Source organism: Pseudomonas reinekei, assembly GCF_001945365.1.
Classification (GTDB): domain Bacteria; phylum Pseudomonadota; class Gammaproteobacteria; order Pseudomonadales; family Pseudomonadaceae; genus Aquipseudomonas; species Aquipseudomonas reinekei.
Window position 1 is genome coordinate 1 of sequence record NZ_MSTQ01000002.1, and the last position, 25,341, is coordinate 25,341.

Annotated in this window: 24 protein-coding genes and 1 pseudogene; 12 read left to right on the plus strand and 13 right to left on the minus strand. The window is 55.4% G+C overall.

Going from position 1 to position 25,341, the window contains the following annotated elements:
• Positions 1-863 precede the first annotated feature (863 nt).
• The 3 genes and pseudogenes from BVK86_RS30410 to BVK86_RS02680 all read left to right on the plus strand — a co-directional run.
• A pseudogene (locus BVK86_RS30410) lies at positions 864-1,700 on the plus strand (cache domain-containing protein); the annotation flags it as partial.
• A gap of 99 nt (positions 1,701-1,799) precedes the next feature.
• Entirely contained in the window at positions 1,800-2,555 is a 756-nt protein-coding gene (locus BVK86_RS30415) for a methyl-accepting chemotaxis protein (RefSeq protein WP_425272394.1), read from the plus strand.
• 415 nt (positions 2,556-2,970) lie between these two features.
• Positions 2,971-3,876 carry a LysR family transcriptional regulator gene (locus BVK86_RS02680; RefSeq protein ID WP_075944957.1) on the plus strand — a complete coding sequence of 302 codons (906 nt, stop codon included), beginning with the start codon at positions 2,971-2,973 and terminating at the stop codon, positions 3,874-3,876.
• On the opposite strand, the gene BVK86_RS02685 is transcribed toward BVK86_RS02680, so the two are convergent.
• The 3 genes from BVK86_RS02685 to BVK86_RS02695 all read right to left on the minus strand — a co-directional run bounded on the left by BVK86_RS02685 (position 3,790) and on the right by BVK86_RS02695 (position 7,119).
• Positions 3,790-4,875, minus strand: coding sequence for a carbon-nitrogen hydrolase family protein (locus tag BVK86_RS02685; protein ID WP_083659294.1), 1,086 nt, complete (start codon positions 4,873-4,875; stop codon positions 3,790-3,792). The two genes, BVK86_RS02680 and BVK86_RS02685, sit on opposite strands and share 87 nt — an antisense overlap.
• Before the next feature lie 61 nt (positions 4,876-4,936).
• Positions 4,937-6,799, minus strand: coding sequence for a solute symporter family protein (locus BVK86_RS02690; RefSeq protein WP_075944958.1), 1,863 nt, complete (start codon positions 6,797-6,799; stop codon positions 4,937-4,939).
• A complete protein-coding gene (locus BVK86_RS02695; RefSeq protein ID WP_075944959.1) occupies positions 6,799-7,119 on the minus strand; it encodes a DUF485 domain-containing protein in 321 nt (106 codons plus the stop codon). The genes BVK86_RS02690 and BVK86_RS02695 overlap by 1 nt, the downstream gene beginning before the upstream one ends.
• A 484-nt stretch (positions 7,120-7,603) precedes the next feature.
• Between BVK86_RS02695 and BVK86_RS02700 the strand changes: the two genes are divergently transcribed.
• The 7 genes from BVK86_RS02700 (at position 7,604) to BVK86_RS02730 (ending at position 13,972) form a co-directional block, all read left to right on the plus strand.
• Complete coding sequence (locus tag BVK86_RS02700) at positions 7,604-9,442, plus strand: PAS domain-containing sensor histidine kinase (RefSeq protein WP_231977878.1); 1,839 nt, start codon at positions 7,604-7,606, stop codon at positions 9,440-9,442.
• A gap of 17 nt (positions 9,443-9,459) precedes the next feature.
• Positions 9,460-10,095 (plus strand): response regulator transcription factor, encoded by a 636-nt coding sequence (locus tag BVK86_RS02705; protein ID WP_092267342.1) that lies wholly within the window; start codon positions 9,460-9,462, stop codon positions 10,093-10,095.
• Between the two features lie 114 nt (positions 10,096-10,209).
• Positions 10,210-10,602, plus strand: coding sequence for a response regulator transcription factor (locus BVK86_RS02710; protein ID WP_075944961.1), 393 nt, complete (start codon positions 10,210-10,212; stop codon positions 10,600-10,602).
• A 292-nt stretch (positions 10,603-10,894) separates the two neighbouring features.
• Positions 10,895-11,911, plus strand: a complete 1,017-nt coding sequence (locus tag BVK86_RS02715; protein WP_408002953.1) for a LysR substrate-binding domain-containing protein — start codon at positions 10,895-10,897, stop codon at positions 11,909-11,911.
• 542 nt (positions 11,912-12,453) lie between these two features.
• Positions 12,454-12,921 carry a cyanase gene (cynS, locus tag BVK86_RS02720; protein WP_075944963.1) on the plus strand — a complete coding sequence of 156 codons (468 nt, stop codon included), beginning with the start codon at positions 12,454-12,456 and terminating at the stop codon, positions 12,919-12,921.
• Between the two features lie 103 nt (positions 12,922-13,024).
• Entirely contained in the window at positions 13,025-13,273 is a 249-nt protein-coding gene (locus BVK86_RS02725; protein WP_075944964.1) for a DUF2790 domain-containing protein, read from the plus strand.
• 36 nt (positions 13,274-13,309) lie between these two features.
• Positions 13,310-13,972, plus strand: coding sequence for a carbonic anhydrase (locus BVK86_RS02730; RefSeq protein WP_075944965.1), 663 nt, complete (start codon positions 13,310-13,312; stop codon positions 13,970-13,972).
• A 384-nt stretch (positions 13,973-14,356) separates the two neighbouring features.
• On the opposite strand, the gene BVK86_RS02740 is transcribed toward BVK86_RS02730, so the two are convergent.
• From BVK86_RS02740 to rclC, 8 genes are all read right to left on the minus strand, one after another.
• On the minus strand, positions 14,357-14,980 hold the full coding sequence (locus BVK86_RS02740; RefSeq protein ID WP_075944966.1) for a DJ-1/PfpI family protein: 624 nt from the start codon (positions 14,978-14,980) through the stop codon (positions 14,357-14,359).
• Positions 14,981-15,161: 181 nt separating this feature from the next.
• Positions 15,162-16,073: a LysR family transcriptional regulator gene (locus BVK86_RS02745; RefSeq protein ID WP_075944967.1), complete on the minus strand. Its 912-nt coding sequence runs from the start codon at positions 16,071-16,073 to the stop codon at positions 15,162-15,164.
• The gene (locus tag BVK86_RS02750) at positions 16,073-16,993 is read right to left on the minus strand and encodes a LysR substrate-binding domain-containing protein (protein WP_075944968.1); all 921 of its coding nucleotides are present in this window, start codon (positions 16,991-16,993) and stop codon (positions 16,073-16,075) included. The genes BVK86_RS02745 and BVK86_RS02750 overlap by 1 nt, the downstream gene beginning before the upstream one ends.
• Positions 16,994-17,198: 205 nt before the next feature.
• Positions 17,199-17,828, minus strand: a complete 630-nt coding sequence (locus BVK86_RS02755; RefSeq protein WP_075944969.1) for a glutathione S-transferase family protein — start codon at positions 17,826-17,828, stop codon at positions 17,199-17,201.
• Positions 17,829-17,967: 139 nt separating this feature from the next.
• Positions 17,968-18,852 (minus strand): transcriptional regulator CynR, encoded by an 885-nt coding sequence (cynR, locus tag BVK86_RS02760; RefSeq protein ID WP_075944970.1) that lies wholly within the window; start codon positions 18,850-18,852, stop codon positions 17,968-17,970.
• 94 nt (positions 18,853-18,946) lie between these two features.
• The gene (gene gorA / locus BVK86_RS02765) at positions 18,947-20,308 is read right to left on the minus strand and encodes a glutathione-disulfide reductase (protein WP_075944971.1); all 1,362 of its coding nucleotides are present in this window, start codon (positions 20,306-20,308) and stop codon (positions 18,947-18,949) included.
• 46 nt (positions 20,309-20,354) lie between these two features.
• On the minus strand, positions 20,355-20,588 hold the full coding sequence (locus BVK86_RS29185; protein WP_139315741.1) for a hypothetical protein: 234 nt from the start codon (positions 20,586-20,588) through the stop codon (positions 20,355-20,357).
• A gap of 150 nt (positions 20,589-20,738) precedes the next feature.
• Positions 20,739-21,314 (minus strand): reactive chlorine resistance membrane protein RclC, encoded by a 576-nt coding sequence (gene rclC, locus BVK86_RS02770; protein ID WP_075944972.1) that lies wholly within the window; start codon positions 21,312-21,314, stop codon positions 20,739-20,741.
• Between the two features lie 258 nt (positions 21,315-21,572).
• Here rclC and BVK86_RS02775 point away from each other — a divergent pair, with 258 nt between their 5' ends.
• Positions 21,573-22,469 (plus strand): AraC family transcriptional regulator, encoded by an 897-nt coding sequence (locus BVK86_RS02775; protein WP_075944973.1) that lies wholly within the window; start codon positions 21,573-21,575, stop codon positions 22,467-22,469.
• Positions 22,470-22,538: 69 nt separating this feature from the next.
• Here the strand turns inward: BVK86_RS02775 and BVK86_RS02780 are convergent, their stop codons facing one another.
• The gene (locus tag BVK86_RS02780) at positions 22,539-23,471 is read right to left on the minus strand and encodes a LysR family transcriptional regulator (protein WP_075944974.1); all 933 of its coding nucleotides are present in this window, start codon (positions 23,469-23,471) and stop codon (positions 22,539-22,541) included.
• A 114-nt stretch (positions 23,472-23,585) separates the two neighbouring features.
• On the opposite strand from BVK86_RS02780, the gene BVK86_RS02785 reads away from it, so the two are divergent.
• The gene (locus BVK86_RS02785) at positions 23,586-24,455 is read left to right on the plus strand and encodes an SDR family oxidoreductase (RefSeq protein WP_075944975.1); all 870 of its coding nucleotides are present in this window, start codon (positions 23,586-23,588) and stop codon (positions 24,453-24,455) included.
• Between the two features lie 112 nt (positions 24,456-24,567).
• Here BVK86_RS02785 and BVK86_RS02790 read toward each other — a convergent pair whose 3' ends face one another.
• A complete protein-coding gene (locus BVK86_RS02790; RefSeq protein ID WP_075944976.1) occupies positions 24,568-25,227 on the minus strand; it encodes a dTMP kinase in 660 nt (219 codons plus the stop codon).
• Positions 25,228-25,341: the final 114 nt, after the last annotated feature.

Consider the following 25,341-nt stretch of genomic DNA (forward strand, 5'->3'; position numbering starts at 1 on the left):
GCGACATCAGTCATTACCTGATGCATCGGTACAACTGGATTAGACCGCACCAATTCAACAACGGACTGGCCCCAGCTCAGGCCGAGAAAAAACTTAACGTCGTGTCCGGGATTAGTTGACCACTACAAAAAGTAGCTTCCGTAGTGATTAGGTCGGTGCCAGGACAATATTGACGCGAAGTGCGCTAGCCGGGTTTGATCAGGGGGATTGCACGACGGCCCCGGAGTTGCCAGTTGTCAGGAGTTTCCCTATTTATTGCGGAGTACGGCAAGTGGCCCCTTTTGGCCGTTCTTTGCCGATCATGGTTACAAAGCGGGTTAGGCAAATCCGATGCAATCGCTGGTCAGACCTAATGCAAACGGGTGGTGAAGTGGAGCGTAATTTCGCGTAGAAAATCCGGGGTGATTCAGTAGCCGCAATCAAAACCTTCGTAATCGGCTCCAAAGCAAGGCTCAGTCCGGTTCGAACACTTGAACGACTTTTTCGGTTGGACAACTTGTAGCATCGAATACGTGGATCACGCTACGGTCGTCCAGCGGAGTTTGCGCCCACTCGGTACAAAGCACCAGGTCGCTGCCAGGGTCGGCGACAACTGGTTCGAAAGCGAAGTTGGTGAGGAGTATCTGCACCACTCAATCAGCACCGCTCTCGTTTCCTTGAAATAGGTCAGCAGCTCTTGCATTTCTGCAATCCGTGTTGCGCCAACACCTGTTTTGGGGATCCGCATCCCAGCCGATATTTCGAGGGTTCTCTTTTTACTTTCGGAAAGACACTATGACCAGCACTCAAAATAATTTAGCGGCCCTGTCTACCCGCGCCCTTCGCGCTTCCTCCATCGAACCAGTGTTGATGGGGGTTTACCGATGTGGGGTCTAAGTAATGTGAAGTTGCGAAGCAAGGTAATCCTCCTTGCGCTTATCCCGACATTTATCCTTGCGGTCGCGTTGAGCGCCGTCTCGATCGCAGTGTTGTATCGACTGGCACACGAAGAGGTTGATCAAGCCCGACAACTGCTTCTCAAGGAGCGTAGCGCCTCGCTTGAGCATCATGTCCAGATGGCCGTGTCGTCTGTCAAAACCATATATGACGACTCCGGTGATGGAGATCTTGCGGCTAGAGATCGTGCTGTAAAAGTGCTCCGCAAACTGTCCTACGATAAGCAAGGTTACTTCTTCGGTTATGACAGAGAAAACATTCGACTTTTCTGGGCTGATAAGGACACCGATATCGGTGTCAGCTTCAATGACGTCAAGGATGCCAACGGTGTCTTCGCGATCCGTGAACTAAACCTGCTCGCCCGTGCCGGCAAGCACTACCTTCGCTACGACTGGCCGGTTCCGGGCAATGACAAGCCGATTCCTAAGCTTGGCTATTCGGTGCTTTTCAAAAAATGGGACATGATGATCGCCACGGCGGTCAACCTTGACGACATCGACGCAGAAGTTGATCGAATCGCCGAAGCCAAGTACGCGCAAATCAATAGCTTTGTGAAGATAATTGTCATTGCTGACCTTGCACTACTGCTCGTCATCGCCGTGATTGCCGTGCTGCTGGGTAACTCGATCATCAAGCCCCTCCTTGTGATCCAGTCCAATCTCGATGACATCGCTGCGGGTGAAGGTGACCTCACACGACGCCTGCCAGTGACGAGGAAGGACGAGCTGGGCGCCCTAGCCCACTCCTTCAATAAATTCGTCGAAAAAATTCATGAGGTGGTACGACAAATAGTTGAGGTCACCCATGACCTGGCCATCTACTCCGAAGACATGTCTGCACAAGCACATCAGTCTGAACATGCAATGGATCGTCAGCGGCAAGAAACCGCTCAAGTCGCTACCGCCGTTCATGAGATGTCAGCGGCGGCACACGAAATTGCACGTAGCGCTCAAAGCGCTGCGATTGCCGCTGAGGAAACGGATAAGGTCGGAACTACTGCTCGCAATGTCGTGAATGGAGGCATAGGTAGCATTCACTCGTTGATCGAAGACGTACGAATGACGAGCATGTCCCTGGACAGACTACAGGGTGACGCACAGTCCATTGTTGGGGTGCTAGACGTCATACGTTCCATCGCCGAGCAAACCAATCTGCTCGCATTGAACGCCGCGATTGAAGCCGCTCGTGCGGGCGAAGCTGGGCGTGGTTTCGCCGTAGTCGCGGACGAAGTAAGAGCGTTGGCAAGCAGAACTCAGAACAGCACCCAGGAAATCCAGGAGATGATCAACCGTTTGCAAACTGGTACCACCGCTGCCGTCAGATCAATGGTAAGTTCTAGCGAAAAAGGCAAAATTTCCGGAGATCAGGCCAACGAGGCTGGCGAATCGTTGGACGTAATGACGGGGTTCATCAGCTCTATCAACGCGATGACTGCGCAGATCGCAAGTGCTGCTGAAGAGCAAACCGCAGTCGCTGAAGAAATAAATCAAAGCATGATTAACATTGCTCAGGCTGCTGAAATTGTGGCTCAGGATACGCAAAAGGGAGCAACTACTGCGCGTAGCGTAGCGGGCCTTGGCAACAGGCTCGAATCGCTCGTTAAACAGTTCAGAATTTGACCCTTCAGTGACGCTGCATGACGGCAGGTCAACATCATTGGCCTGCCTCCACCCTTCACAACCTGCGCCTCGCCATGCATAGAAATGATCAGGATTATTCGTGCGTCCTCACCAGTCCTTAGCGATAGAATGCCACCGTGGGCTCATATTCATAGGTGTGGAAATAAGGATCGACGGAACCTATATCGTCTCAACACTTGTGGGCGGGCACTCACCACTGGCACCACCTCTGCAACATCACCAGCGATCCGTTTCTCTTCGAGTGTTACACACTCTTACCGTTACGCCCCGATTGCAGAAATCGCCAACAGGACGGGACCTCGGTACGAATTCTGCAAACCCGAGGCAGCAGTCTTCTGTCCTGCATTGATCCATGACCTCGCCCGACAGACCCAAATGTTCAAAAGGGAAAAATATGGCTGCTGATCAGCTGAATTGGGATGATTTGAAAGTCTTTTTGGCCGTCGCAAGAACAGGTAACTTGGTAAAGGCCGCTCGGAAACTGCGTATTGATCAGTCCACCGTCAGTCGGCGGGTCACCCAGTTGGAATACGCGTTGGGCGCCAGCCTCTTTGAGCGAAGTCATACAGGGCTTGCATTGAACGGCTTTGGTGCAGAGCTACTGGAATCGGTGCAAAGCATGGATACCGGCTTTGCCGCTTTGACTGCGACACTTGACCGTAAATCCAGTGCTCTGCACGGCCCCGTGCGCATTGGGACGATGGAAGGCATCGCGACGCTTTACCTGAGTAGCAGGTTGGCGCAGTTCCACCGAGAGTATCCTGCAATTACTGTCGAGCTGGTGACGTCAACGCAGCAACTCTATGTCACGCATCGAGAGGCCGATGTCTTCCTGGGATTCTTCAAGCCCCAGGGTAAAGGGCTGGACGCTGAACACATGGGGAGGTTCTCGTTGCACCTGTACGCTTCGCACGGTTATCTGGAGCAGCAGGGTTGCCCGGAAAACGTTGATGCGCTGTCACAGCATAAATTCGTGGGTTACATCGACGATCTCATTCAGATCGACGCAGTGCGTTGGCTCGAGGACGCGGTTAGTAAACCAGTCCTTGTATTCCAGTCCACCAGCATGCTGGCGCAGATGGTCGCCGCTTCGGAAGGTGTCGGCATCGTCCTATTGCCAGAATTCGCCGACGCAGGCCGCTTTGGCCTGCGCAGGGTATTAGGTGATGAGGTACGTGTCACCCGAGACCTGTGGTTGAGCGTTCACAGGGAACTACGCTACGTTCCCCGCATCAAGGCGGCGGTCAGCTTCCTGGAGAAGCTGCTGCTCAAAGATCCTTTGTTCGCGCAAACCGACTGATGTGCCCACTTGCAGTTTCGACGAGTCATTCCACGTAACTGGTTCATCTCGGCGCCGATTAACGCTGAAATCAAAAACGTCATAGCGGTTGTAGTAACCCACGACATCATGGAATTGCTTTGGCTCGATGCAGTGATTGAGGTCAAGTCTGGCGTACAAAATTCCCTCCTCGTTCTGCAGCATATCCCCAATTTGAGTGCCCGTCGGGTCGATGAACATGGTCGCTGCACGCGGTGTATTGTCGAGGATCTGGGTAACTTGTGGATCTCGATTGACCAGGAAATCACGCATGGCTGAGTCCATGTAGCCCGCGCAGAGGATGCCGAACGCTTTTGCTTCAAACGAATGTGCCCCTGCGCGAATACGGTTGGCGGCAACGTTATCGAAGTTGCTACCCGTATCCGGTCGACGAGTCGGCCACAGCGCTGGCCAGCAAGAGATATGCAGTTGCTCTCCTTGAGCCATCAATGCATAGCGAGCGAGCGGGTTGGTATTCTCACCACAGATCAACGCACCGATTTTGCCAATACGAGTATCACTGACGCGCAGCCCCTCCCCGTCGCCAGGTGCCCAGATGAGTTTTTCATAAAACGTAGGGACGAGCTTGCGGTGGTGGTTGAGGATCGAACCGTCATCGCCGATCAACACGTTGGTGTTCCAAATACAACCCACGCTGGTGTGACTGCGCTCGCTGATGCCCATGGACACGAACACACCAAGACGCTTGGCTTCAGCCCGCAAGGACGCAATTTCAGGGCCGTCCATGTACAGGCTATTTTCCACCATCAGCTCGAATAGATCGTGATTCAAAATCGGTGCCCACAAGGCAGCCCAGATTGGAAATGCGGGAATGAACGACTCAGGAAACACAGCGAGATCGGCACCATTGGCAGCCGCCTCCCGAATCAGATTCAAGGCCTTCGCGGTGGTGGCGGTTTTATCGAGAAATACCGGTGCGACGTGGCAGGCGGCAACTTTGAGCGTAGGCAAGTGAGCCATGGGAATACCTTTGGAAGGTTTTTAATCGGAGTGCGCGGGTGAAGAACACCCGCGCGGGTAATCAGTGAGCTTCAGCCGCAGCGATACCGATGCCAGTGTGCTGGCGCACAGACATTTCTGCCCACATGGACTGCGAACGCGGATCGCGGAATAACAGGGAGAACAGGATGACCAACAAGAAACCGGCGGGAATGGAGATCAACCCGGGATTACGCAGCGCAACCAGTGGTTCTCGCAACCCGACCATGCTGGTGGCGTCTTCTGCAATACCTTGCACGATCACACGAGCCTGCTCCTGTTGGGTGAACAGTGCGGCGCGTTGCGATTCCTGGTCTGGTGTGAGTGCATCCAGTTTCAGTTGCAATTGCGCTACGCTCTCCAGGGCTGCCTGACGCACCTGCGCGGGATAGGTCATATTGGGCGACACCAGCACCAACGCTATCGCCAGTACCGTCCCGCCAATAACACCTGCGAGGACTCCCCAGGTGTTGCAATGCTTCCAGTACAAGGTCAGCAGCAGTGCCGGTAGATTCGCCGAAGCGGCAACGGCATACGCCAGGCCCACCAGGTGTGCAACGTTCTGCCCTTTTGCCAAGAGGCTGACAACGATCGCTAATACGCCGACAAACAATGTCGCAACACGTGCGGCCACTGCCTGTTGCCGCTCGGTAGCTTTACCATGGCAAATGGCACCCACGTAGATGTCATGAGCAAGAGCAGACGCCGCGGCAAGCGTGAGTCCCGCCACTACAGCAACGATGGTCGCGAAAGCCACTGCCGCAGTGAAGGCCAACATGAAGTTGCCCACCCAGCTTTCGGCGCCACCACCCAGGTACTGGGCCAATAGGGGGGCGGCAAGATTTCCGCCCTTGTCGAAACTGGCGATGGTCGGTGAGCCGATGTAGTACGCCGCGGCGAAGCCGATGAAGACGATCAGAACGTGGCAAACCCCTATACCCAGCATTGCCCATAACACAGAACTGCGCGCGGTTACGGCATCGCGAACCGTGAAAAAACGCATCAGGACGTGAGGCATCGCAGCAGTGCCGAGAACCAATGCCAATCCCAGCGACAGTTGCTCCATCGGGTTTTTCAAGTACAGCCCTGGCTGAAAGAAGTGCTGGTTCAGTTCGGCACCAGCGGCTTGTGCGGGAAACATGCTTTTCATGTGCGCAGTCAGGGCGTCACTGTGCACGAGGCCTTGCATGAATTGCGGGATATCAAACCCGAAGGGAGCCCAGGAAAACATCACTAGCAGGAAGCAGCTGCTGATTAACAACACGGCTTTGATGAGCTGTACCCAGGTCGTGGCACGCATGCCCCCGAACAAGACGTACACCAGCATCAATGCGCCCACCAGCAGAACAGACACTTCGTACTCGATACCCACCAAGGCCTTGATAATTACACCGCCACCTACCACTTGCGGTATCAAGTAGAAAATTGCCACACAGACGCTGGAGATTGCTCCCGCAGTTTTGGATGAGCGAAAGCCGTTCCGAAACGCCAGCACGTCACTCAGGGTATAGCGTCCGAGGTTTCGACAAGGCTCGGCAATCAGCAAAAGCACAGGAATGAAACCGACAAAGAATCCAACGACGTAAAGAATTCCATCAAAGCCGTAAAGAGCGATCAGGCCAGAAACACCGAGAAATGCCGCCGCAGAGAGGTAGTCGCCGGAAATCGCCAAGCCGTTCTTCAGACCCGAGATGCCGCCTCCTCCCGTGTAAAAATCCCCCACCGAACGATTGCGTCGGGCTGCCCACCAGGTGACTGCCAAGGTAAAAAGAACAAGCGCTCCAAACACCGCGAAGGTCATGCTTCGAAACTGACCGTTAACGACCGTGTTTTGTGCCATTGCCGGCAGAGCCAGCGTGACAGCGGCTGCACCACCGATCAGGGATAACCATCTTAGGGGCTTCATCAGAGTTCTCCCCGATGGAATTGCTTGACCAGGCTTGCGACTTGCCGATCGACAGAGCGCATTTTGTGCAAATAGATCCAGGCCAACAGACCGCAAAACGGATATTGGGAAATCGCAAATACCGTACCGATGTTCAGCTCACCTGCCAGGGGCAGACTGAAGAAAGCCTTCAGGGACGTCGGCCCAAGCAACAACGTCGCGTAGTACGCAGCGGCGATGAACAGTAACGTCAGTGAAAGCTTGTTTTTCTCGCGTTTAATTCGGGTAAGCACTTCACTCTGGTCAAGTATCTGCCAGACGTCAGGGTCTTGAGATGCCATGAGCGTTCTCCATTGTTGTCAGTAAGCGGCAGCTTTTTTATGAGGAGAGTTTCAAAAGCGGCACATTTGGATGTGCTCTGGGGGGAGCATACGACTCCACAAACCCACTCCAAACAGCGGTTTGCGCAATGTTCGTTGCGATTTTGCAAGGCAACCCTGGGTGGCAAAAGAACCGTGACCGCGGGAGTTTCGGCGTCACTGCCTTAAGGTGTTTTCGATAAACACTCAGATTGTTAGCAACAGAGGTCAAACAGATAGGAGCTGCGCTTCTCAAAGCTCGGCAATCAGCCAACTGAGTCCTGACTTACGAAATAGCGCTTTATCGAAGCCCAGTTGCACCAGATCCAGCGGGGTAGGACGTCGTTTACCGGTAGTTGCCAACACGCCCCTAAATCCCAAATGGTTTTGCTTGCTGCAAATTTCCCAAGGGTGTTCACTGCAAACACCCGTGATGAATTGCATTCCGAGCAGGCTATTGATTGATATGAAAATCTCAATTGAATCGACGGTACCTGTAGACAGTCCCAAGCGCCCTGCCCCTCATACGCACCTCCAGAGATTTGGCGCCGCCACGCTTGCTGGCGTCATCTTCATCATCGACACCCTCACCTCCATCCATATTGCCATTGCGGTGCTCTATGTCGCTGTGATTTTGATGTCGGTCAACCTGTTTTCCCGCAAAGGTGTCATTAGCGTTTCGCTCTCATGCTGTGGATTGACGCTGGCTGCTTTTTTTATTTCCCACGGCGGCGACTTCAACAGCGCTTCCTTCGCCCGTTGCCTGGTCAGCCTTTCCGCGATCGGTATCACCACCTTACTGGCACTGAAAAACAAAGCGGCCAATGACGAGTTGCAGGAGCAGGTGCGGATGCTCGCGCAAACCCACGACGCCATCATCGTTCGAGACATGAATGGCATCATCACTACGTGGAGCCCGGGCGCCGAAGCCTTATACGGCTGGTCCAGAGAGCAAGCCATCGGCCAGGACTTTCGAACGCTGTTAAGACCTCAACTTAAACTCACCTGGGAGCAGGTGATGCACGCGCTCGTTGAAACCGGCCGATGGGAAGGTGAAGTGGTGGAACACCGATGTGATGGAACACCCGTGACGGTTGTCAGTCGTTGCTCGCTGTCCCGGGACGAGAGCAATCGACCAAAGGCGATTTTGGCCACTCACAACGATATCAGCGAGCAAAAAAAGGCCATCAACGCCCTGCGACGCAGCGAAGCGTTTCTGGCCGGTGCGCAACGGCTGAGTCAGACCGGGAGCATTGGTCTGAAGATCCCTGGCGGCGAGATGTACTGGTCCGACGAGGCCAGGCGAATATTCGAGTTCGGCGGCGACGAGGAACCGCTGCTGTCCAGCGTTCTGAAAAAAACCCATCCCGATGATCTGGACCTCGTCAGATTATCGATCAAGCACGCCTACCAGAAAGAACCCCACATTAAGGTGGAGTATCGCCTGTTGATGGCCGACGGGCGAATCAAGCACGTGCAAATGCTGGCTCATCCCGTCCAGGACGCTGGCGGGAATTTTGAATACATCGGAGCACTGATGGATGTCACTGAAGCAAAGATGTCTGAGGAGGCACTCCATCGCTCGCAGACTGAACTGGCTCACGTGACGCGGATCACCACATTGGGTGAACTGGCGGCCTCGATAGCACATGAAGTCAACCAGCCATTGGCCGCTGTGACCACCAATGGCACTGCCGGCTTGCGCTGGTTGAATCGCGACAATCCAAACATCGATGAGGTGCGCAGTGCGATGGAGCGGATGATGAGCGAGACCCATCGAGCGAGCGAAGTGATTCGACGTATCCGGGCAATGTCACGCAAGACCGATCCTCAAAGCGTACCCGTTGATCTCATGGAGGTCATTGAAGAGTCACTGGCGCTGGTCGACAGGGAGGTCAGACGGAACAAAATTGTGCTAGACCATCAATACGATACCGAAGCAGCGGAGATTATGGGTGACCGAGTCCAACTCCAGCAGGTCATCATCAACCTGATCATGAATGGTGTGCAGGCAATGTCCAATACCAAAGGCAAACCTCGTACGCTCCATGTGTGCCTCAAGCGTTCTGATGCGGGCGAACTGTGCGTGGACATCAAAGACAACGGCCCCGGTATTTCGCCACTAAGTCTGCCCAAGCTCTTCAACGCTTTCTACACCACCAAGCCTGACGGAATGGGCATGGGGTTATCCATTTGTCGATCAATCATTGAAGCCCATGGCGGCCGCATCTGGGCCACAAGTCAAGACGGTGAAGGCGCGGCGTTCCATTTGACCTTCCCTGACAGCAACGAGGAGCCTGCGTGAACGAAGATATTTCTGCCATGGAAAAGAGGTCCATGGACAAGCGCCCTGTTGTCTTCGTGATCGACGACGAGGCCCCCATGCGCGAAGCACTCAGTAGTCTCTTTCGTTCGGTGGGGCTCCAAGTAGAGACGTTTGCCTCACCCACAGAGTTTCTACAACTGCCCGATCCCGATGCGCCCAGCTGTCTGGTGCTCGATGTTCGGCTCCAAGGCGCCAGCGGCCTGGAGTTCCAGCATCAATTGGTGGAATCGAAGATCGCATTGCCCATCATCTTCATCTCGGGACATGGCGACATCGCCATGTCAGTCAAGGCAATGAAAGCCGGGGCCGTGGATTTTCTGGTCAAACCGTTCCGCGATCAGGATTTGCTCGATGCGGTCGCCGCTGCTCACCACAGGGATTCCAAGCGCCGGGAAATCGACCGTCAGGACGCCCAAATGCTCGCCTGCTACCAATCGCTGACGGCCCGTGAGCGTGAGGTCATGGTCCACGCAGCCAAGGGACTGATGAATAAACAGATTGCGGGTGAACTGAATCTCAGTGAAATCACCGTCAAAATTCATCGCGGCCATGTGATGAAAAAAATGCACGCAAAGTCGTTTGCAGACTTGGTTCGCATGGCACAAAACCTGGGGATCGGACCCAAACGCTGAGCGACACATACGTGTGTATGATTTCCTTAAAGGATATTGGCAAATAGAGTGGAATGGGCGCGATAGCACTTCAGCTGTTTCGAATCCATTGATGTTGCGTCCAGGATCCGCGCAGTGAACAAAGTCCCTGTGATCTCCATCGTCGACGATGACGAATCAGGCCGAATCGCACTCAGTAGTCTGGTGCGTTCCATGGGCTGTGAACCCAGTCTTTTCTCCTGTGCCGAAGATTTTCTCGCCTGCGCCAAAAGCTACGGCACGGACTGCCTGATCTCGGACGTTCAAATGCCGGGCATGACGGGCCTGGACCTGCAAACTGAACTCCTCAGTAAAGGGCATGACATCCCCATTATTTTCATCACCGCCTACCCGGAGGAGTCGGTTCGCAAACGTGCAAAATCCGCGGGAGCGATCTGTTTTCTCAGCAAACCATTTGACGGACAACTGATGATTGACTGTATTGAACAAATTCTGAGGAATAGAGAGACAGGTTTTATCGCAACCTGACAACGCACGATGCGTCTGTCAAACCTCGCTAGTTAACTGAAAAATATTAATTGTTTCTTTCTCGACTCACCCACCCGCCCCACGCAATTAATGCCCCTAATACTCAAGTATTAGCGCCTACCACTTATACCTTAGATCATTGAAACTTACGTAGAAGTGCTAATCAAGCCATCATCATTCACGATACATTCAAGCCAACGAAAGCGGGACTTCAATTAAATGCGGGCCTCGAAAGCCGTTTAATTGACTTGATTGTTACCGTCCGCTTAGAGGCTCACAGGCAACGAGTCAGATGCCCTTTGAACATCGCTCTTTGCGCGCTGAGACACAAAGACGGGCCGCAACCCTTTTGGTGATGACGATGAACAGAAACGATCTTCGCAAAATCGACTTCAGTCTTCTGATCGTTTTCGAAACGCTGATGCACGAACGAAATCTCACCCGAGCCGGTGAGAAGTTGTTTCTCTGCCAATCGGCGATCAGTGCCTCCTTGAATCGACTGCGTCAGTTTTTCGATGACCCGCTGTTCATACGCATGGGTAGAAGCATGGAGCCGACGAGCAGAGCATTTGAAATACAACTCACCTTGACCCCTGCCTTGGACACCATGGCGGCTGCGCTGAGCAACATGAATGAATTCGATCCCCTGACCAATAGCAACGTGTTCAGAATTGGCCTTTCGGATGATATTGAATACTCGTTTCTGCCTGGCCTGCTGCGCCAATTGCGTATGGAAGCGCCTCAAGTCAGTTTTGTCGTGCGTCGTACCGACCACTCATTGCTGGCCAATCAGCTGGCGACAGGCGAGGTGTCACTGGGCGTATGCCATTGCCGCGAACTCCCTGCCAATGCCAAACGAAAATTTCTGCGCAGCATCCGCCCCACGGTTTTAAGTGCCAACAACATGGCGGGTACTCTGGATCTCAACGAGTACTGTAATCGCCCACACGTCTCTGTTTCGGTCAACGGCGAAGCATCCGATTACATTGATCGAGCATTGGGATCTCTGGGGCGACAACGCCAGATCGTCCTGGCTGTTCCGCAATATAGCGCACTCAAATCACTGCTTGAGGACACGCAGATGTTGGCCGTAGTGCCCGATTACGTCGCCAAGGCCATGACACGGCAAGGTGGTTTACGTGCCGACCCCGTTCCGATGACGCTTCCAGACCTTGATCTATCCATGTCATGGAGCGCCACGCTGGACAATGATCCAGGCGAACGCTGGCTTCGCTCGCGTTTCAGTCATTACCTGAGCGAAAAAAGTGCAACATTGCTTGAAATAAGTACAAAAAAAGAAGCGGCTTAAATGTTTCATTAATAATCCAGGCGAACGGAACAAAATTATTTCAGTTACTGATGAGCAACACCACGACTGCCCTGCCCTTTGCCTGAACAGCATATACATTCAACAACATTAGATGCTGCGCTGATAAACCTTTTGAAGCGCAGCCACCGACAGTTCTCGAAAGGCTTTAAGGCTTTTTCCACCGCACCGGGCCATAACGCGGCACCGGACGTACCAGGCCCCGTTCCGTGCTGATGGGTGATATGAGCAATCCGCGGCTCGAGTTTTATCGCCTCGCCCTCCCGAAGTAACGCCATCCGCTGCCGACCGGCATGAATATCCAGTTCGCCCTCGAGCGCCACTATCTATCCAGACCGGATAGCCGTTGGGGATCAGCAGCAGTGCTTGCGAGTTTACAAAGGTCATGAACATTCTGGCCTGCATCTATAGGCAGGGCTTATGCGACGCATTGTATATCGGTCTTGGACGCTATCGAGCGAACGGCAGAAGATTGCTTCACACCCAAGCAACACCTACCCAGCAAACCCGATAGGAGAAACACCATGCAACAGTCCCACGCTTACAACGACACCAGCCTCGAACTGACCGCGAAAATACTCGAAGCCAAGGCGCGCAAGAATCTGTCCTTCGAACAAGTGACTGAAGGCACCGGCCTCGGCCTCGCTTACGTCACCGCCGCCCTCCTCGGCCAGCACCCGCTGCCTGAAGCCGCTGCCAAAGTGATCGGCGAAAAACTGGACCTGGACGCCGACTCGGTGGCCCGCCTGCAAATCATCCCGCTGCGTGGCAGCCTCAATGGTGTCCCGACCGACCCGACCATCTACCGCTTCTACGAAATGATCCAGATCTACGGCACCACGTTGAAAGCCCTGGTTCACGAACAGTTCGGCGACGGCATTATCAGCGCAATCAACTTCAAGCTCGACATGAAGAAAGTCGAAGACCCTGAAGGCGGGCACCGCGCAGTGATCACCCTCGACGGCAAGTTCCTGCCACTGCGTCCTTTCTAAGGATGCAACCGGACCTGTAAATCGGCCCGCAGCCTTGCGGGCCTGCTTCAAAAAATTTCTAAACCTTTTCGATCAATCACCACATTTGAATGGAGGATTCATCATGAGAAAAATTCTGTCGCTGGCCCTGTCTCTGACCGCTTCGCTGTCGGCCTACGCTCAGCCAGCCGTGGTCGCACCCGAGGCCGTTCCATTTGCGTACGGCATGCATCTGGATATCGCCAAAGTCGTCAACATCACGTCGGCGGCGGATGTCTGCGGCCCGACACCGGTGCAAATGACCTACCGCGATTCCCAGGGTGAAACCCATGTTCTGGAATACAGCGTGATCGGCAGCGGTTGCACTAACTGATCGTTACCCACACACCACTTATTGAAGGCACACACCATGAAAGCGCTCATCGAAGGGTTCTTGAAGTTCCAGAAAGAAGCATTCCCTCAACGCACTGACCTGTTCAAACACTTGGCCACCACGCAACATCCAGGCACGTTGTTCATCACCTGCTCCGACAGCCGCGTTGTACCGGAACTGCTAACGCAGCAAGAACCTGGCGAGCTGTTCGTGATCCGGAACGCTGGTAACATCGTGCCGTCCTACAGCCCGCATCCCGGTGGTGTATCGGCCACGGTCGAATACGCCGTCGCCGTCCTGGGCGTGACCGATATCGTGATCTGCGGCCATTCCGATTGCGGTGCCATGACCGCTGTCGCCAAGTGCACCTGCATGGACCACCTGCCTGCGGTCGCCGGCTGGTTGCAACACGCCGAGTCAGCGAAAGTCATCAACGAATCGCGCCCTCACGCCAGTGAAGCCGCCAAAGTCAGTGCCATGGTGCGTGAAAACGTCATCGCCCAACTGGCCAACATTCAGACTCATCCCAGCGTGCGCCTGGCGCAAGAAAAAGGCCTGGTGAATCTGCATGGTTGGGTCTACGACATCGAGACCGGTTCAATCGACGCCCTGGACGCCGACAACAAGACCTTCAAGTCACTGGTCAAGCATCCGAACACCGTTGCCGTTCATGCCCGTTCCGGCAGAGCTGTTGCCTGAATCAGCCTGTCAGTTTTTAGCGGGATGAGTACCGATGACGCCGACTCACAAATCCAGGACAAGGGGGGCGTCGCCCTCCTTGGCTTGCGCTGACACCGCACAGCTCCACACGCCCCGCCACCTCAAAATCCTCACCAACGCGAGCATGCGTATCCGGCTGACCGAGCAGGCGCAGCGCGCGAATTTTATCCTTGGCACGGGTCGCCAGTTCGTACAGTTCATCGCGAAACCCGAGTTCACTCAGGCTGCGTGCACTTTGGATGAACCAGGTCGGTCGAGTGCGACGGTCACTCTTGAAGCTAAAGGCAGACCCTGCCCGCACTTGAGCAACCTGGAGTCGCTCAATTGCTGTAACAGTAGTCGATTCGAAGTGGGTGGAACATTTCAGGGCACTTGCGGCGTTTCGTACCACTCACGGTCGGGGGTGGCGAAGCGCATCTTCTTGCGAATGAATGCGGCATTTTCGACGCTGGTTATTTTTTCAAGCAGCGCGAAGGCAACTTCGGTGGCAGTGCCGGGCCCGCTTGAAGTGATGATCTGGCCATCGACAACTACCGGGCGATCGACAAAGCGTGCACCGCTTTCCAACAGTTGGTTTTTGCGCTTGCCGCCCTCCTGGTGGTAGGTCGTGGCGTTCCTGTCACGCAGCACGCCGGCCACGCCCAGGCACACGGAAGACACGCAAACGCTGGCAACCGGTTTACCGGCTTCGACGAAATGCCGAATGGTCGCCAGGAAAGGTTCGCTCAAGGCTTCCTCGTAAAAACCCGACGGTTCAAAACCACCTGGCAGCGCCAAGGCATCGAAGCTGCCCATGTCCAGATCGCTTAATAAAAAACTCGGATTGAGCGTGAGACCGAAGGTGGTCACGATCTTTCTGCGAAGGCCGGCGTTGACCAGCTCCACAGGGTGATCCCCGAGCAGGTTGGCCCACCCAAGCACATCGGTAAAAGCGGCCATTTCCAGGGGCTCTACGCCGTTGGCCAATAACATAAGCACGCGTTTCATGGATCATGAACCTCTGCTGCAGCAGGGAAAGAGTAAGTGCTTATACTCCGCCTTAGCCGAGACGTGGAGAACGGCCACAAAATGCAATCCACTGTTTCGCTTACTGAAATGCCCGATAGGCATCTGTATCGGTGCGAGAAGACTGCCAAGCGACCTGCGCTGTTGCGAGCGCTGCGAGCATTCAAAGAGTATCCGGCTGCATGGCCGGATGCTCGCGTAGACCCTCGACGATGTGGTCGACGAAACTGCGTACCCGCATCGAGGCCTTGCGCCCCTCGCGGTACACCACCTGCACCGGCAGCGCCGGTAACTCATAGGGCTGCAATACACGGCGCAATCGCCCGGTGTTCAAATACTCGTACAACGGATAGCTCAGGCAGCGGGTGATGCCGGCGCCATGTGCCGCCGCATCGATGGCCGCCTGTACCGTCGCGCAACTGATCCTTGCCCGGGCTTTTAAGTGATTCACCTCACCGTCGTGTTGGAAGTCCCACTGGACCTTGTCTCGATAAGCATGGGTGGCGACCAGGCGATGATTTTGCAGATCCTCCGGTACGCCGGGTTCACCGTGAGTCGCCAGATAAGCAGGGCTGCCGCATACCATCGAGCGTACATAGCCCACCTGTCGTGCGATCAATGAAGAGCTGGGCAGATTACCGACGAGCACAGCTACGTCGATTCCCTCCTCATTCATGTTCGGAAAACGATCATGGTATTGCGCAAAGACTTTTACCTCGGGATACAGGCTCATGTAGTCCGTCAGAATCGAGGTCATGACGTAACGGCTGAACAGCAAAGGCATCAGCACCGTGAGATTGCCTTTGGCCTGGACGTGCAAGCCCTTGGCCGAAGCCTCTGCGTCATTGATGGCGTTGAGAATGCGTGAACAGTCGGCCATGAAGCCGGCGCCAGCCTCAGTCAGCGATACCCCGCGGGTACTTCGAAGCAACAGCGGTACGCCAAGACGCTCCTCCAACCGTGCGATGGCGCGCATGACCGTGGGTCCTGAAACGTTCAAACGACGAGCCGCAGCAGCCAGGCTGGGTCGCTCCGATAATGCTTCGAACATCAGCATTTCATGGTAGCGATCCATCAGTTGCAACCCTTTACCACAGCCTTGAGCGCCGAATCCTTGCCGAGTCGATCCGCAAGAAAATCCACGAAGGTATGAATTTTCGCCGGTATTCGGGTGCTCTTGAGGTAGACCACCTGAATGGGCAGCGCAGGCGGTTCGAAGTCTTCCAGCACCAATTCCAGTTCGCCAGCCGCCACCTGGTTGGCCACTTGGTAGGACAATACACGCGTGACGCCCCAGCCCAGGCGGGCGATATTGATCGCGGCCTGATTGGCGGTGACCACCAATCGCGGTTCGAATCGAAAGCTCAGTGCGTTGCCGTCGTTGACGAATTGCCAGTCGCTCAGCAAATGGCTGGCCGAAGACATGACGATGTTGGCGGTACTGAGTTCACCGGGATGACGCGGCCTGCCGTTGCGCTCGAAATAATCGGGCGTACCGCAGATCACCTGGCGTACCTCGCCGACTTTGATGGCGTGCTGATTTGACTCATGCAAATGGCCAATGCGTATGGCCACATCGATACCTTCGTCAGCCATATTCACGACGCGATCCACCAGCAAGGCATTGATGTGCACCGAAGGAAACTGGTCCACGTAGTCGGCCAGCAGCGGCGCGATGAACAACTCGCCAAACAGCACCGACGCGGTCACGGTCAAATGCCCGCAGGGTATCGAGTAACTGCCAGCAGCGGCCTCCTCCGCCTCGTCGATATCACTGAGGATACGCCGACAATCCTCAAGATAGCGTTGGCCCGCTTCGGTGAGATGCAGGCTGCGAGTGGTTCGAGAAAGGAGCTGTGTGCCGATACGCTCTTCCATCGCGGCGATGGCGCGGGTCACGCTGGGGGGCGAGATGTTCAAGCGACGGGCGGCCGCGGCAAAACCTTCTTCCTCGGCTACTGCCATGAATATCTGCATTTCTTGAAAACGATCCATAGACGACCTTGTCTTTATGAGAGAACCGCAAGGAGTCTGGCCGCTTAAGCGGTAAGACCTGGTTGCCAGTATCGTCAGCCAAAGCAACTTTCGCACGCGCCGTCGGGCTGGCTGTATGTACACAAAGTAATCCTGATGCATATGCGCAACCCGTGAAAAGCAGCTTGCCGGAAGTATTCTCCCGGCAAGCGCCTTAAGGATCGAATCAAGCCGTCTGCAGGCCTACCGCGGTACGTTGCATGCCAACGAAGTTTGGCAATGCTTCGATGCTGCTCAGCCAGGCACGGACATTCGGGTAGTCAGTCAGCGCCACGTTACCTTCGGGAGCGTGAGCCACGTACGTGTAGGCGGCAACATCGGCCACGGTCGGCTTGTCACCGGCCAGGAATTTGCTTTGACCCAACTCATCTTCCATGACTTCAAGCAGGGCATGAGAACGTTTGATGGCTTCTTCGGCGTCATAACCGGCACCAAACACGGTGATCAATCGCGCGGTGGCTGGGCCCGAACTGATTTGGCCGGCGGCCACCGACAACCAGCGTTGAACCTTGGCTTGCTCAACCGGATCGGTCGGCAGCCATTGTCCCTTGCCATATTTGGTGGCGAGATAAACCACGATGGCGTTGGAGTCCGCCAGGACGGTGCCGCTATCATCGATCACCGGCACTTGGCCAAAGCGGTTCAGAGCCAGGAACTCAGGCGTTTTGTGAGCGCCCTTCATCAGATCCACCAATACCAGTTCGGTTGGCAGTCCCAGCAGGGACAGCATCAGCTCGACCCGATGAGAGTGGCCAGACAACGGGTGACGATAAAGTTTGATCGCTTGCTGGGACATGACGTACTCCGTTTATTGTTGAGTTCGACCCGGTCATCGCGTCGATGGAGTCATCTTGCCCTCCTCTCATAAACAGCGGAATGACCACTCATTACAATCCAGCATTTCATTGCATGTAATGATCATGGCTTTTTTGAGCTTACCGACGCACCGATTCATCCAACATCAATTCCATAAAGGCCACTGACGCCGCGCTGTGGTAGTTGTTTTTGCGCCGCAACAAGGCGGCTCCACGCTGTGGCCCTTTGTCCAGCAGCCCGATCCTGCGCAGGGCGCGGTCCTGGGTAGCGATGGGTTCCGGGAGAATAGTGGCGACCGCCGTGTGCCGCATGACTTCCAGCAAAGTGTTGACCGAGTTGACTTCGATTACCACGTTAGGGGTGATCGAAGTCTTGGCGAAGTATTCGTCAATACAGACGCGGGTGGCGAAGTTGGGCGTCAGCAACGCAAAGTTCAGTTGCGCGACCTGCTCGGCGGTCAGGGGTTTCTTCCAGTCGTATAACGGGTGTTCGCGCCCCACCACCAGCCCCAGAATTTCAACAAAAGCCGGGATGGTTTCGATGTCCGGGCTTCGCACCTCATCAAACGCAATGGCGATATCCAGTGAATCCTCCGCCAGGCCGGTTTCGATATCAGCCATGGAAAGTTCAAAGATCTCCAGATGGATATTGGGATAGAGAGTCATGTAGTCGCGCATCAGCGGTCCTACCAGGTAAGCCATGAACGTCGGTGTCATGGCCAGGCGCAGGGTGCCGCGCGACAGGTCCTTCACATCGTGCAATGCGCGCTTGCCAGCTTCCAGCTCTACCAATACGCGACGGGCACATTCGATGTAAGCCTGCCCCGCATCAGTCGGTTTGACCGTGCGTGACGTCCGGTCGAACAGCACAACGCCAAGCGTATCCTCCAACTGCCGGATCTGTTGCGACAAAGTGGGCTGGGAAACATGCAGCGCCTCGGCAGCGCGGGTAAAGCCGCCGTTATCGGCGACCGCCAACAAATAGCGCAAGTGTCGGAGCAGCATGGGATTCCCCCCTCAATAGACCCTGCTTATGCGCTGCATTGTATATCGGTCTTGGTCGCTATCGAACCAACGACAGAAGAGTGGCCGGCTGCCGTTATCTGTCGGTGACAGGTGTTCGCAGTGTCACAAATTCTTCCGCCGAGGTTGGGTGCACACCAATGGTTTCATCGAACAGGCGCTTGGTGGCCCCCGCTTTCAGCGCGATGGCCAGCCCTTGAATGATGTCTCCAGCGTCGGGGCCGACCATGTGGGCGCCCAGCACGCGATCCGTCTGGGCGTCCACCACCAGTTTCATCAGCGTCTGCTCGGAGGATTCGGTGAGCGTCAGCTTCATCGGTTTGAACCGGCTTTCGAAAATCAGCACTTTGTGGCCATGTTCCAGCGCCTGTTCCTCCGTCAGCCCAACGGTGCCGATGTTGGGCTGGCTGAACACCGCGGTGGGGATGTGGCGGTAATCCACCGGGCGATAGTCTTCGGGCTTGAACAGGCGACGCGCGACGGCCATGCCCTCCGCCGTGGCGACCGGGGTCAATTGCACCCGGCCAATGACATCACCCAATGCCAGAATCGATGATTCGCGGGTTTCAAAGTTGTCGTTGACGTCGATGAAACCCTTGTCGTTGAGTACGACGCGGGTATTTTCCAGACCCAGGTTGTCAAGCATCGGCCGCCGGCCAGTGGCGTAGAAAATGCTGTCAGTCTCCAGTTGACGACCGTCGTTGAGCGTCGCCAGCAGACTGCCGTCTGCTTGTTTGTCGATCTGCACGATATCGGTGTTGAACTGCAATTGCAGACCGCGTGTGGTCAGTTCTTGGACAAGGTGGGTACGAACCGATTTATCAAACCCGCGCAGGAATAGATCACCCCGATACAAAAGACGGGTGTCGGCCCCCAGGCCATTAAAGATCCCGGCAAACTCGACGGCGATGTATCCGCCACCGACCACCAAAACCCGCTTGGGCAGTTGCGTGAGAAAAAAGGCTTCATTGGAAGTGATCGCATGCTCGCGACCCGGAATATCCGGAATCTGTGGCCAGCCACCGGTGGCGATCAGGATGCGTTCGGCGCTGTAACGTTGGCCGTTGACTTCGACGTGATGGGCATCGGTCAGCCGTGCATGACCTTCGAGCAAGGTCACGCCGCTGTTGATCAGCAATTTGCGGTAAATCCCGTTGAGTCGCTCGATCTCGCGGTTCTTGTTGGCGATCAATTTTTCCCAGTCGAATTGCGCCTTCCCGGCCGTCCAGCCAAAGCCCTCGGCCTGTTCGAAGTCGTCGGCAAAATGGGAGCCGTAGACCAATAGTTTCTTTGGCACGCAACCGACATTCACGCAGGTACCACCAAGGTAGCGACTTTCGGCAACCGCCACTTTCGCGCCGAATCCTGCGGAAAAACGCGCGGCACGGACACCGCCGGAACCTGCACCAATCACAAATAGATCAAAGTCGTAGGTCATCTCAATTCTCTTCACGGTCGCCCAGCAGACGTGTGGCCAACCATCGTTAAAGTGGCGAAAAACGAAGTTTCAATGCTCGCAAAATCGGCACACACCGCTTCAAGAGCGACACCTTGTTCTGGTGGGTATTGGCCCTTTGCGTCACAGGCGCCGCTCTGGATTCGCTGGCCAGCGCGCCCATCAATTGGGGCAGTAAAAAACCACCTTCGTATTCGCCAGGGGTCATGGCTGAAGTCTCCAACCAAGGGTTACCGTCGCAGGAATGGGCAACATCAGTCATGTGGAGACTCCCCGGATGGGCACTGCATTGACCCGAAATGGGCCAATGGCTTCTGGGTGCAGTCTCACCATCTATGGGCAATTAGAGAACCAGCAGGGATGTCATGACTTAATTGTGCTGAGTGAAATTATCCAGCGAGGCGTTGATGGCTCATGCGCGACGTTCCCTCAGCAGATGACGGGCAGAGTCGGCCATCACAGTCAGAGAACCTGCCAGCATCAGTACGTCTTTGAGCACCAGGCGACCGGCACCGGACAGGTAGGGAAAACCGTGCTGAGCGTCACCCAGGGCGCCCACCCAGGCTTCGGGCGTCGTGATCAGGAAGCTCAGTGTCACCAGCGGCGTACCGAAAGCCAACGCACCACCGAGCAAGCCGGTCCGTCGTGAGATCGGGTTGGACAGCACCAATAAGCCAATCAAGAGTTCGACAATGCCTAGTCCGGTAGAGAACCCATAAGTGTTGTTGGCGGTCTGCCAGGCGCGCTTCTCGACGTTCAATTCACCTTCATGTGTCAGGTGCGCCTTGTACTCTTGCGGGTGTTCGTAAAAGAACGACATGAACGGGCTGTTGGCGACAAACGGTGTGATGCTATCGGCTTCGTAGGGGACGAATTTGAGTGCGCCGATCCACAGGAAAACGATGCCGATGGCCAGGCGCATGAGCGAAGCGCCATAGGTATCCATTTTGCCAAGGAGCCGTAACCAGGTTGGAAATGAGGTGAGCATGGGACTTCTCCAGTACATTGAATGTGGGAGCCAGTCTGCGGGTTCGGCGAGCGGTGCTTTTGTTCGTCATGCTCAAGTTGTTGCTTGATCGTCTCAACGTGACTTCGGTTCAATGACAAAAAAAACCCCGGCGTTTTACAGGGCCAGGGCTGAATGTGAACGCAATATCGGACAACTTTTTCAAGGTGTCGAATGCTTCTCCAGTAACGCCCCCCGGGTTTGTTGAATCGGCTCAGCTTTTATTGCAAAAGACTCAAAATGAACTCAATCGATAAACTCATCAGCTTGGCCAATGTTCGCGGTAGCCTGGATTTGCGCTGCCAATTCCAGGGGGAATGGGCGCGCGAGCATGAGCAGGAAGCTCTGGGCAAGGCCCCCTATCACATCGTGCTGACAGGTGAATGCCGGGTAGATTTTCCTGATGGCCAGCGCGTACCCATGAAGGCCGGGGACATTCTCCTGCTTCCACGAGGCGTGCCGCATGTGATGCACAGCCCCGGTAAAGCGGTAGCGCCGACCGTGCCGACAGTCACCGGAGGTGGTGTAGTGCCGATCCATCGTATCGGCGGGGCAAGTCGCGACTTCGACATGCTTTGTGGCGGGTTTCACTTCAATCGCACGTCACTGCTGTTTTCCGCGCTGCCTGAGTTCATGGTCATCCCGTCCACCGCCAGCGGGCAATTACCCGCGCTGGTGGAGATGCTGCGTGGCGAAGCGGATGGCGACCAGGTCTGCTCCAGATTCATGCTCGACGCGCTATCCCAGGCGCTGTTCGCCCTGATCCTGCGAGCACACCTGGCAAGCGATCGCCAGACCACCGGCTCATTGGCCTTGCTCAGCGATAAACGCCTCGGACGCGCCTGGCAGGCGATGCTGGCCGACCCAGCATTCGAGTGGACCGTTGAAGGGCTGGCGGAAATGGCAAGCATGTCCCGAGCAACTTTTCTGCGCGCCTTCGCACGGGTGGCTGGCGCATCACCCTGGGTGCTGTTGACCCAGGTCCGCATGGAGTTGGCGTTCAATTTGCTGAGCCACTCCCATTTGGGGTTGAGTGATATTGCCGTACAAGTCGGTTACCAGTCGCAGTCTGCCTTCAGCAAGAAATTCAAGACGTTTTACGGAGAAGCGCCGGGGAAACTGCGTCGCGAGATTTAGCGTGTCCATTTCGCCCACGCCCCGGCCAGCCTTTTATCGCGGGGGAGCCCACGACCGTTCAGATCGAAGTCAAAGGCCCTGGCAGTCGGCACGGAAGTGTTGGCAGAGCGATTGTTGAAAATGCTCCAACAGAAAATCGACAAACACCCGTGTTTTGGCCGGCAAGGATTTTTTCGAAGAGTAGTAAATCGAGACCACGCCCAGATCCACGTACCAGTCGGGCAACAATCGAGTCAGCTCCCCGCTTTGCAAGCGAGGCCAGGCGCGATCCAGGGGGAGCAGCGCGACACCCAGTCCCATCACGGCACAGCTACACAGCGCTTCTGGGTCGTTCATGATGGCTGCCGGTTTCAAATTGAGGTCGTACCGCCCTTCCCCGGAATCACGAAGCGTCCAGTTCAGCAAACGCCCTGAATGGGTCGAACGCATTACGATGCCATCCACCCCCTGCAACTCGCTGGGCGTGGTGGGTAGCGGCTTGCCTTCCAGCCATGACGGCGCCGCGACAGCCACGAGATGAAGTTTGGCCAGTTCCCGCGCCACAACGCCAGGTGACAGTTCCATGCCGCCACCGATAGCGACATCAAAACCTTCTCCTATCAAATCCACGCGTCGGATTTCCAAGTGCCAATCCGGCACCACGGCGGGGTAACGCTGCTTGAACGCCTTGAGCAGTGGCAAGACGTAATCGTAAGCGAAAGACGGCGCCAAATTTACCCGCAGTCGCCCCGTAGGGGCTTCTCGAGTTTCGCCTAACTGGTTAATGGCCCCCTGGATGGTATCCAGGCCTTGCGCGACCTCTTGGTAAAACAATTCTCCAGCCTCGGTGAGGGTCAGGCTCCGCGTACTGCGCTGGAACAGTCGAATACCCAGATTGGATTCAAGCCGCGCCACATTTTTACTGACGGCAGCCGCGGAAATCCCCATGCGTCGCGCGGCTTCGGAAAAGCTGCTGGCTTCTGCGGCACGAACGAAGGATTCAAGATTGCCCAGGGATTCCATGATCATCTCCAACTTTTGGTTGAAGCTGATTCTACCTATTGAAGACTAATTAAACCTTGTCGCTTTGGTCATGATGGGCTTCCTCCTGATATCAAGTCTGGAAAGCAAAACACCATGGCAAAAATTCTCGTTACGGGCGCGACAGGCAGACTGGGCAATGCTGTCTTGCGTTCACTGGTACAAAAAATCCCGGCATCAGATGTTGTGGCGATGGCACGAGATATTGATAAGGCTGAGCCTCTGGCTGCATTGGGTATAGAAGTGCGCCAAGGGGATTACACCGACTACGACTCGCTGGTTGCGGCGTTCGAAGGGGTGGACAAAGTCTACTTGGTGTCTGCGGTAGCGTTTAGTGATCGCCTTGCCCAGCATAAAAACGTGATCACTGCTGCCAGCCGGGCGGGCGTTCGCCATGTGGTGTACACCAGCATTCAACGGATCAACGATGAGCTGGCACCTATCGAGGGGGTGACGCAGAGCGATATCGCGACGGAGCGATTCCTTGAGAAGTCGGGCCTCACGTATACGATTGTTCAACATCCGCTGTACGCCAACGATTTGCCACTCCTCATTGGCGCAAATGCTGCCAATCAAACCTTCAGCGCCCCGACAGGTCAAGGACGAGCCAGCTTCGCCACTTATGCAGAGCTTGCAGAAGCCGGTGCCGCGCTGTTAACCCAAACAGGGCATGAAAATCGGATTTGCCTGCTCAATGCCGGACAGACGTGGTCATTTGAAGAAATTGCTGACACGTTGGCTCGGATAACGGGCAAACCGGTCGGCTACCAACCCATTTCCGTTCAAGCATTCATTGCCGCTCGCGAAAGTGACGGCTGGCCGACCGCAGTCGCGAAATTTCTAAGCGGCTGGGGTCATGCCATCGACAAAGGCGCTTTTGACGAAAGCAGTGATGCGCTTGAAAAACTGTTGGGACGCAAGCCGACAGATCTTGAGGGTATGCTGCGCGTGGCTTTCTCCCTTTAAGCGATCTCTCATTGTGCCCTCTGCGCGCAGTTCGGCGGCAACCGCATCCGCCACCTCCTGACGTCGAACAGCAAGCGTCACGTTTGCCTCTTCGCCGACCAAGGAGCGCGCTTCAATCAACGTAAGGCTCAGTATGGCTGAGCGTCAATGCACGTCTATGGGCTGTGCGTGTGGTCAAGATAGCCGAAACCACCTGCATCGTTGCGTCTTCGATCGCTCCTTCATTACGGCATAAAACCCAGCCGTTATTTGAAGTCGCTTGTTCGAACGCCTTGGTACAAGCGACATGTTCCTCCAGCTTATGCATCACCGTGCTGCTCAGCCCACGACGTCGTGCCGCTGCCCTCGCCCATGAAATCTCAGGGTCGGTGACGACCCCGACATTCAGGTCCGGTACTCGAACATTTCGATCAATGTTCAATTGTAGAATGTCTGCAAACGGGACTATCCGGCGAAACGCGGCGTCAGACGGGTACCATCGATCAATCAAGATGATGCTGCCTGGTGGCTGTTTATCCAGCACGTGGCGGGAAATCCAGCTACGGCTATCAGCAAAGCGTTCACACACCTCCCACTCCAAATCCCGGCTGGGATTTCTGACGAGTTTGTTAACCAGGCGCATGGTTTCCCCTCTATGGGGATCGCTTTTTTTCTCGCAAAGGCGGATGACCTGGTGGTTGGCGGCCCTCAATACTTTCGTGACGGCCTCCAACAGTGTGGTTTTGCCGGCGCCCTTGGGCCCATCCAGAGAAACAAACAGCGGACGATTCATTGTTCACATAACGATAGATATACGGTTTTCTTGCCTGTTCGTCCGCTGGAACCGCGTGGCGCGACTGCGCGAATCGAGTGAAGGGTGGATCCCACAGTATGTCGCGCGAAGTGG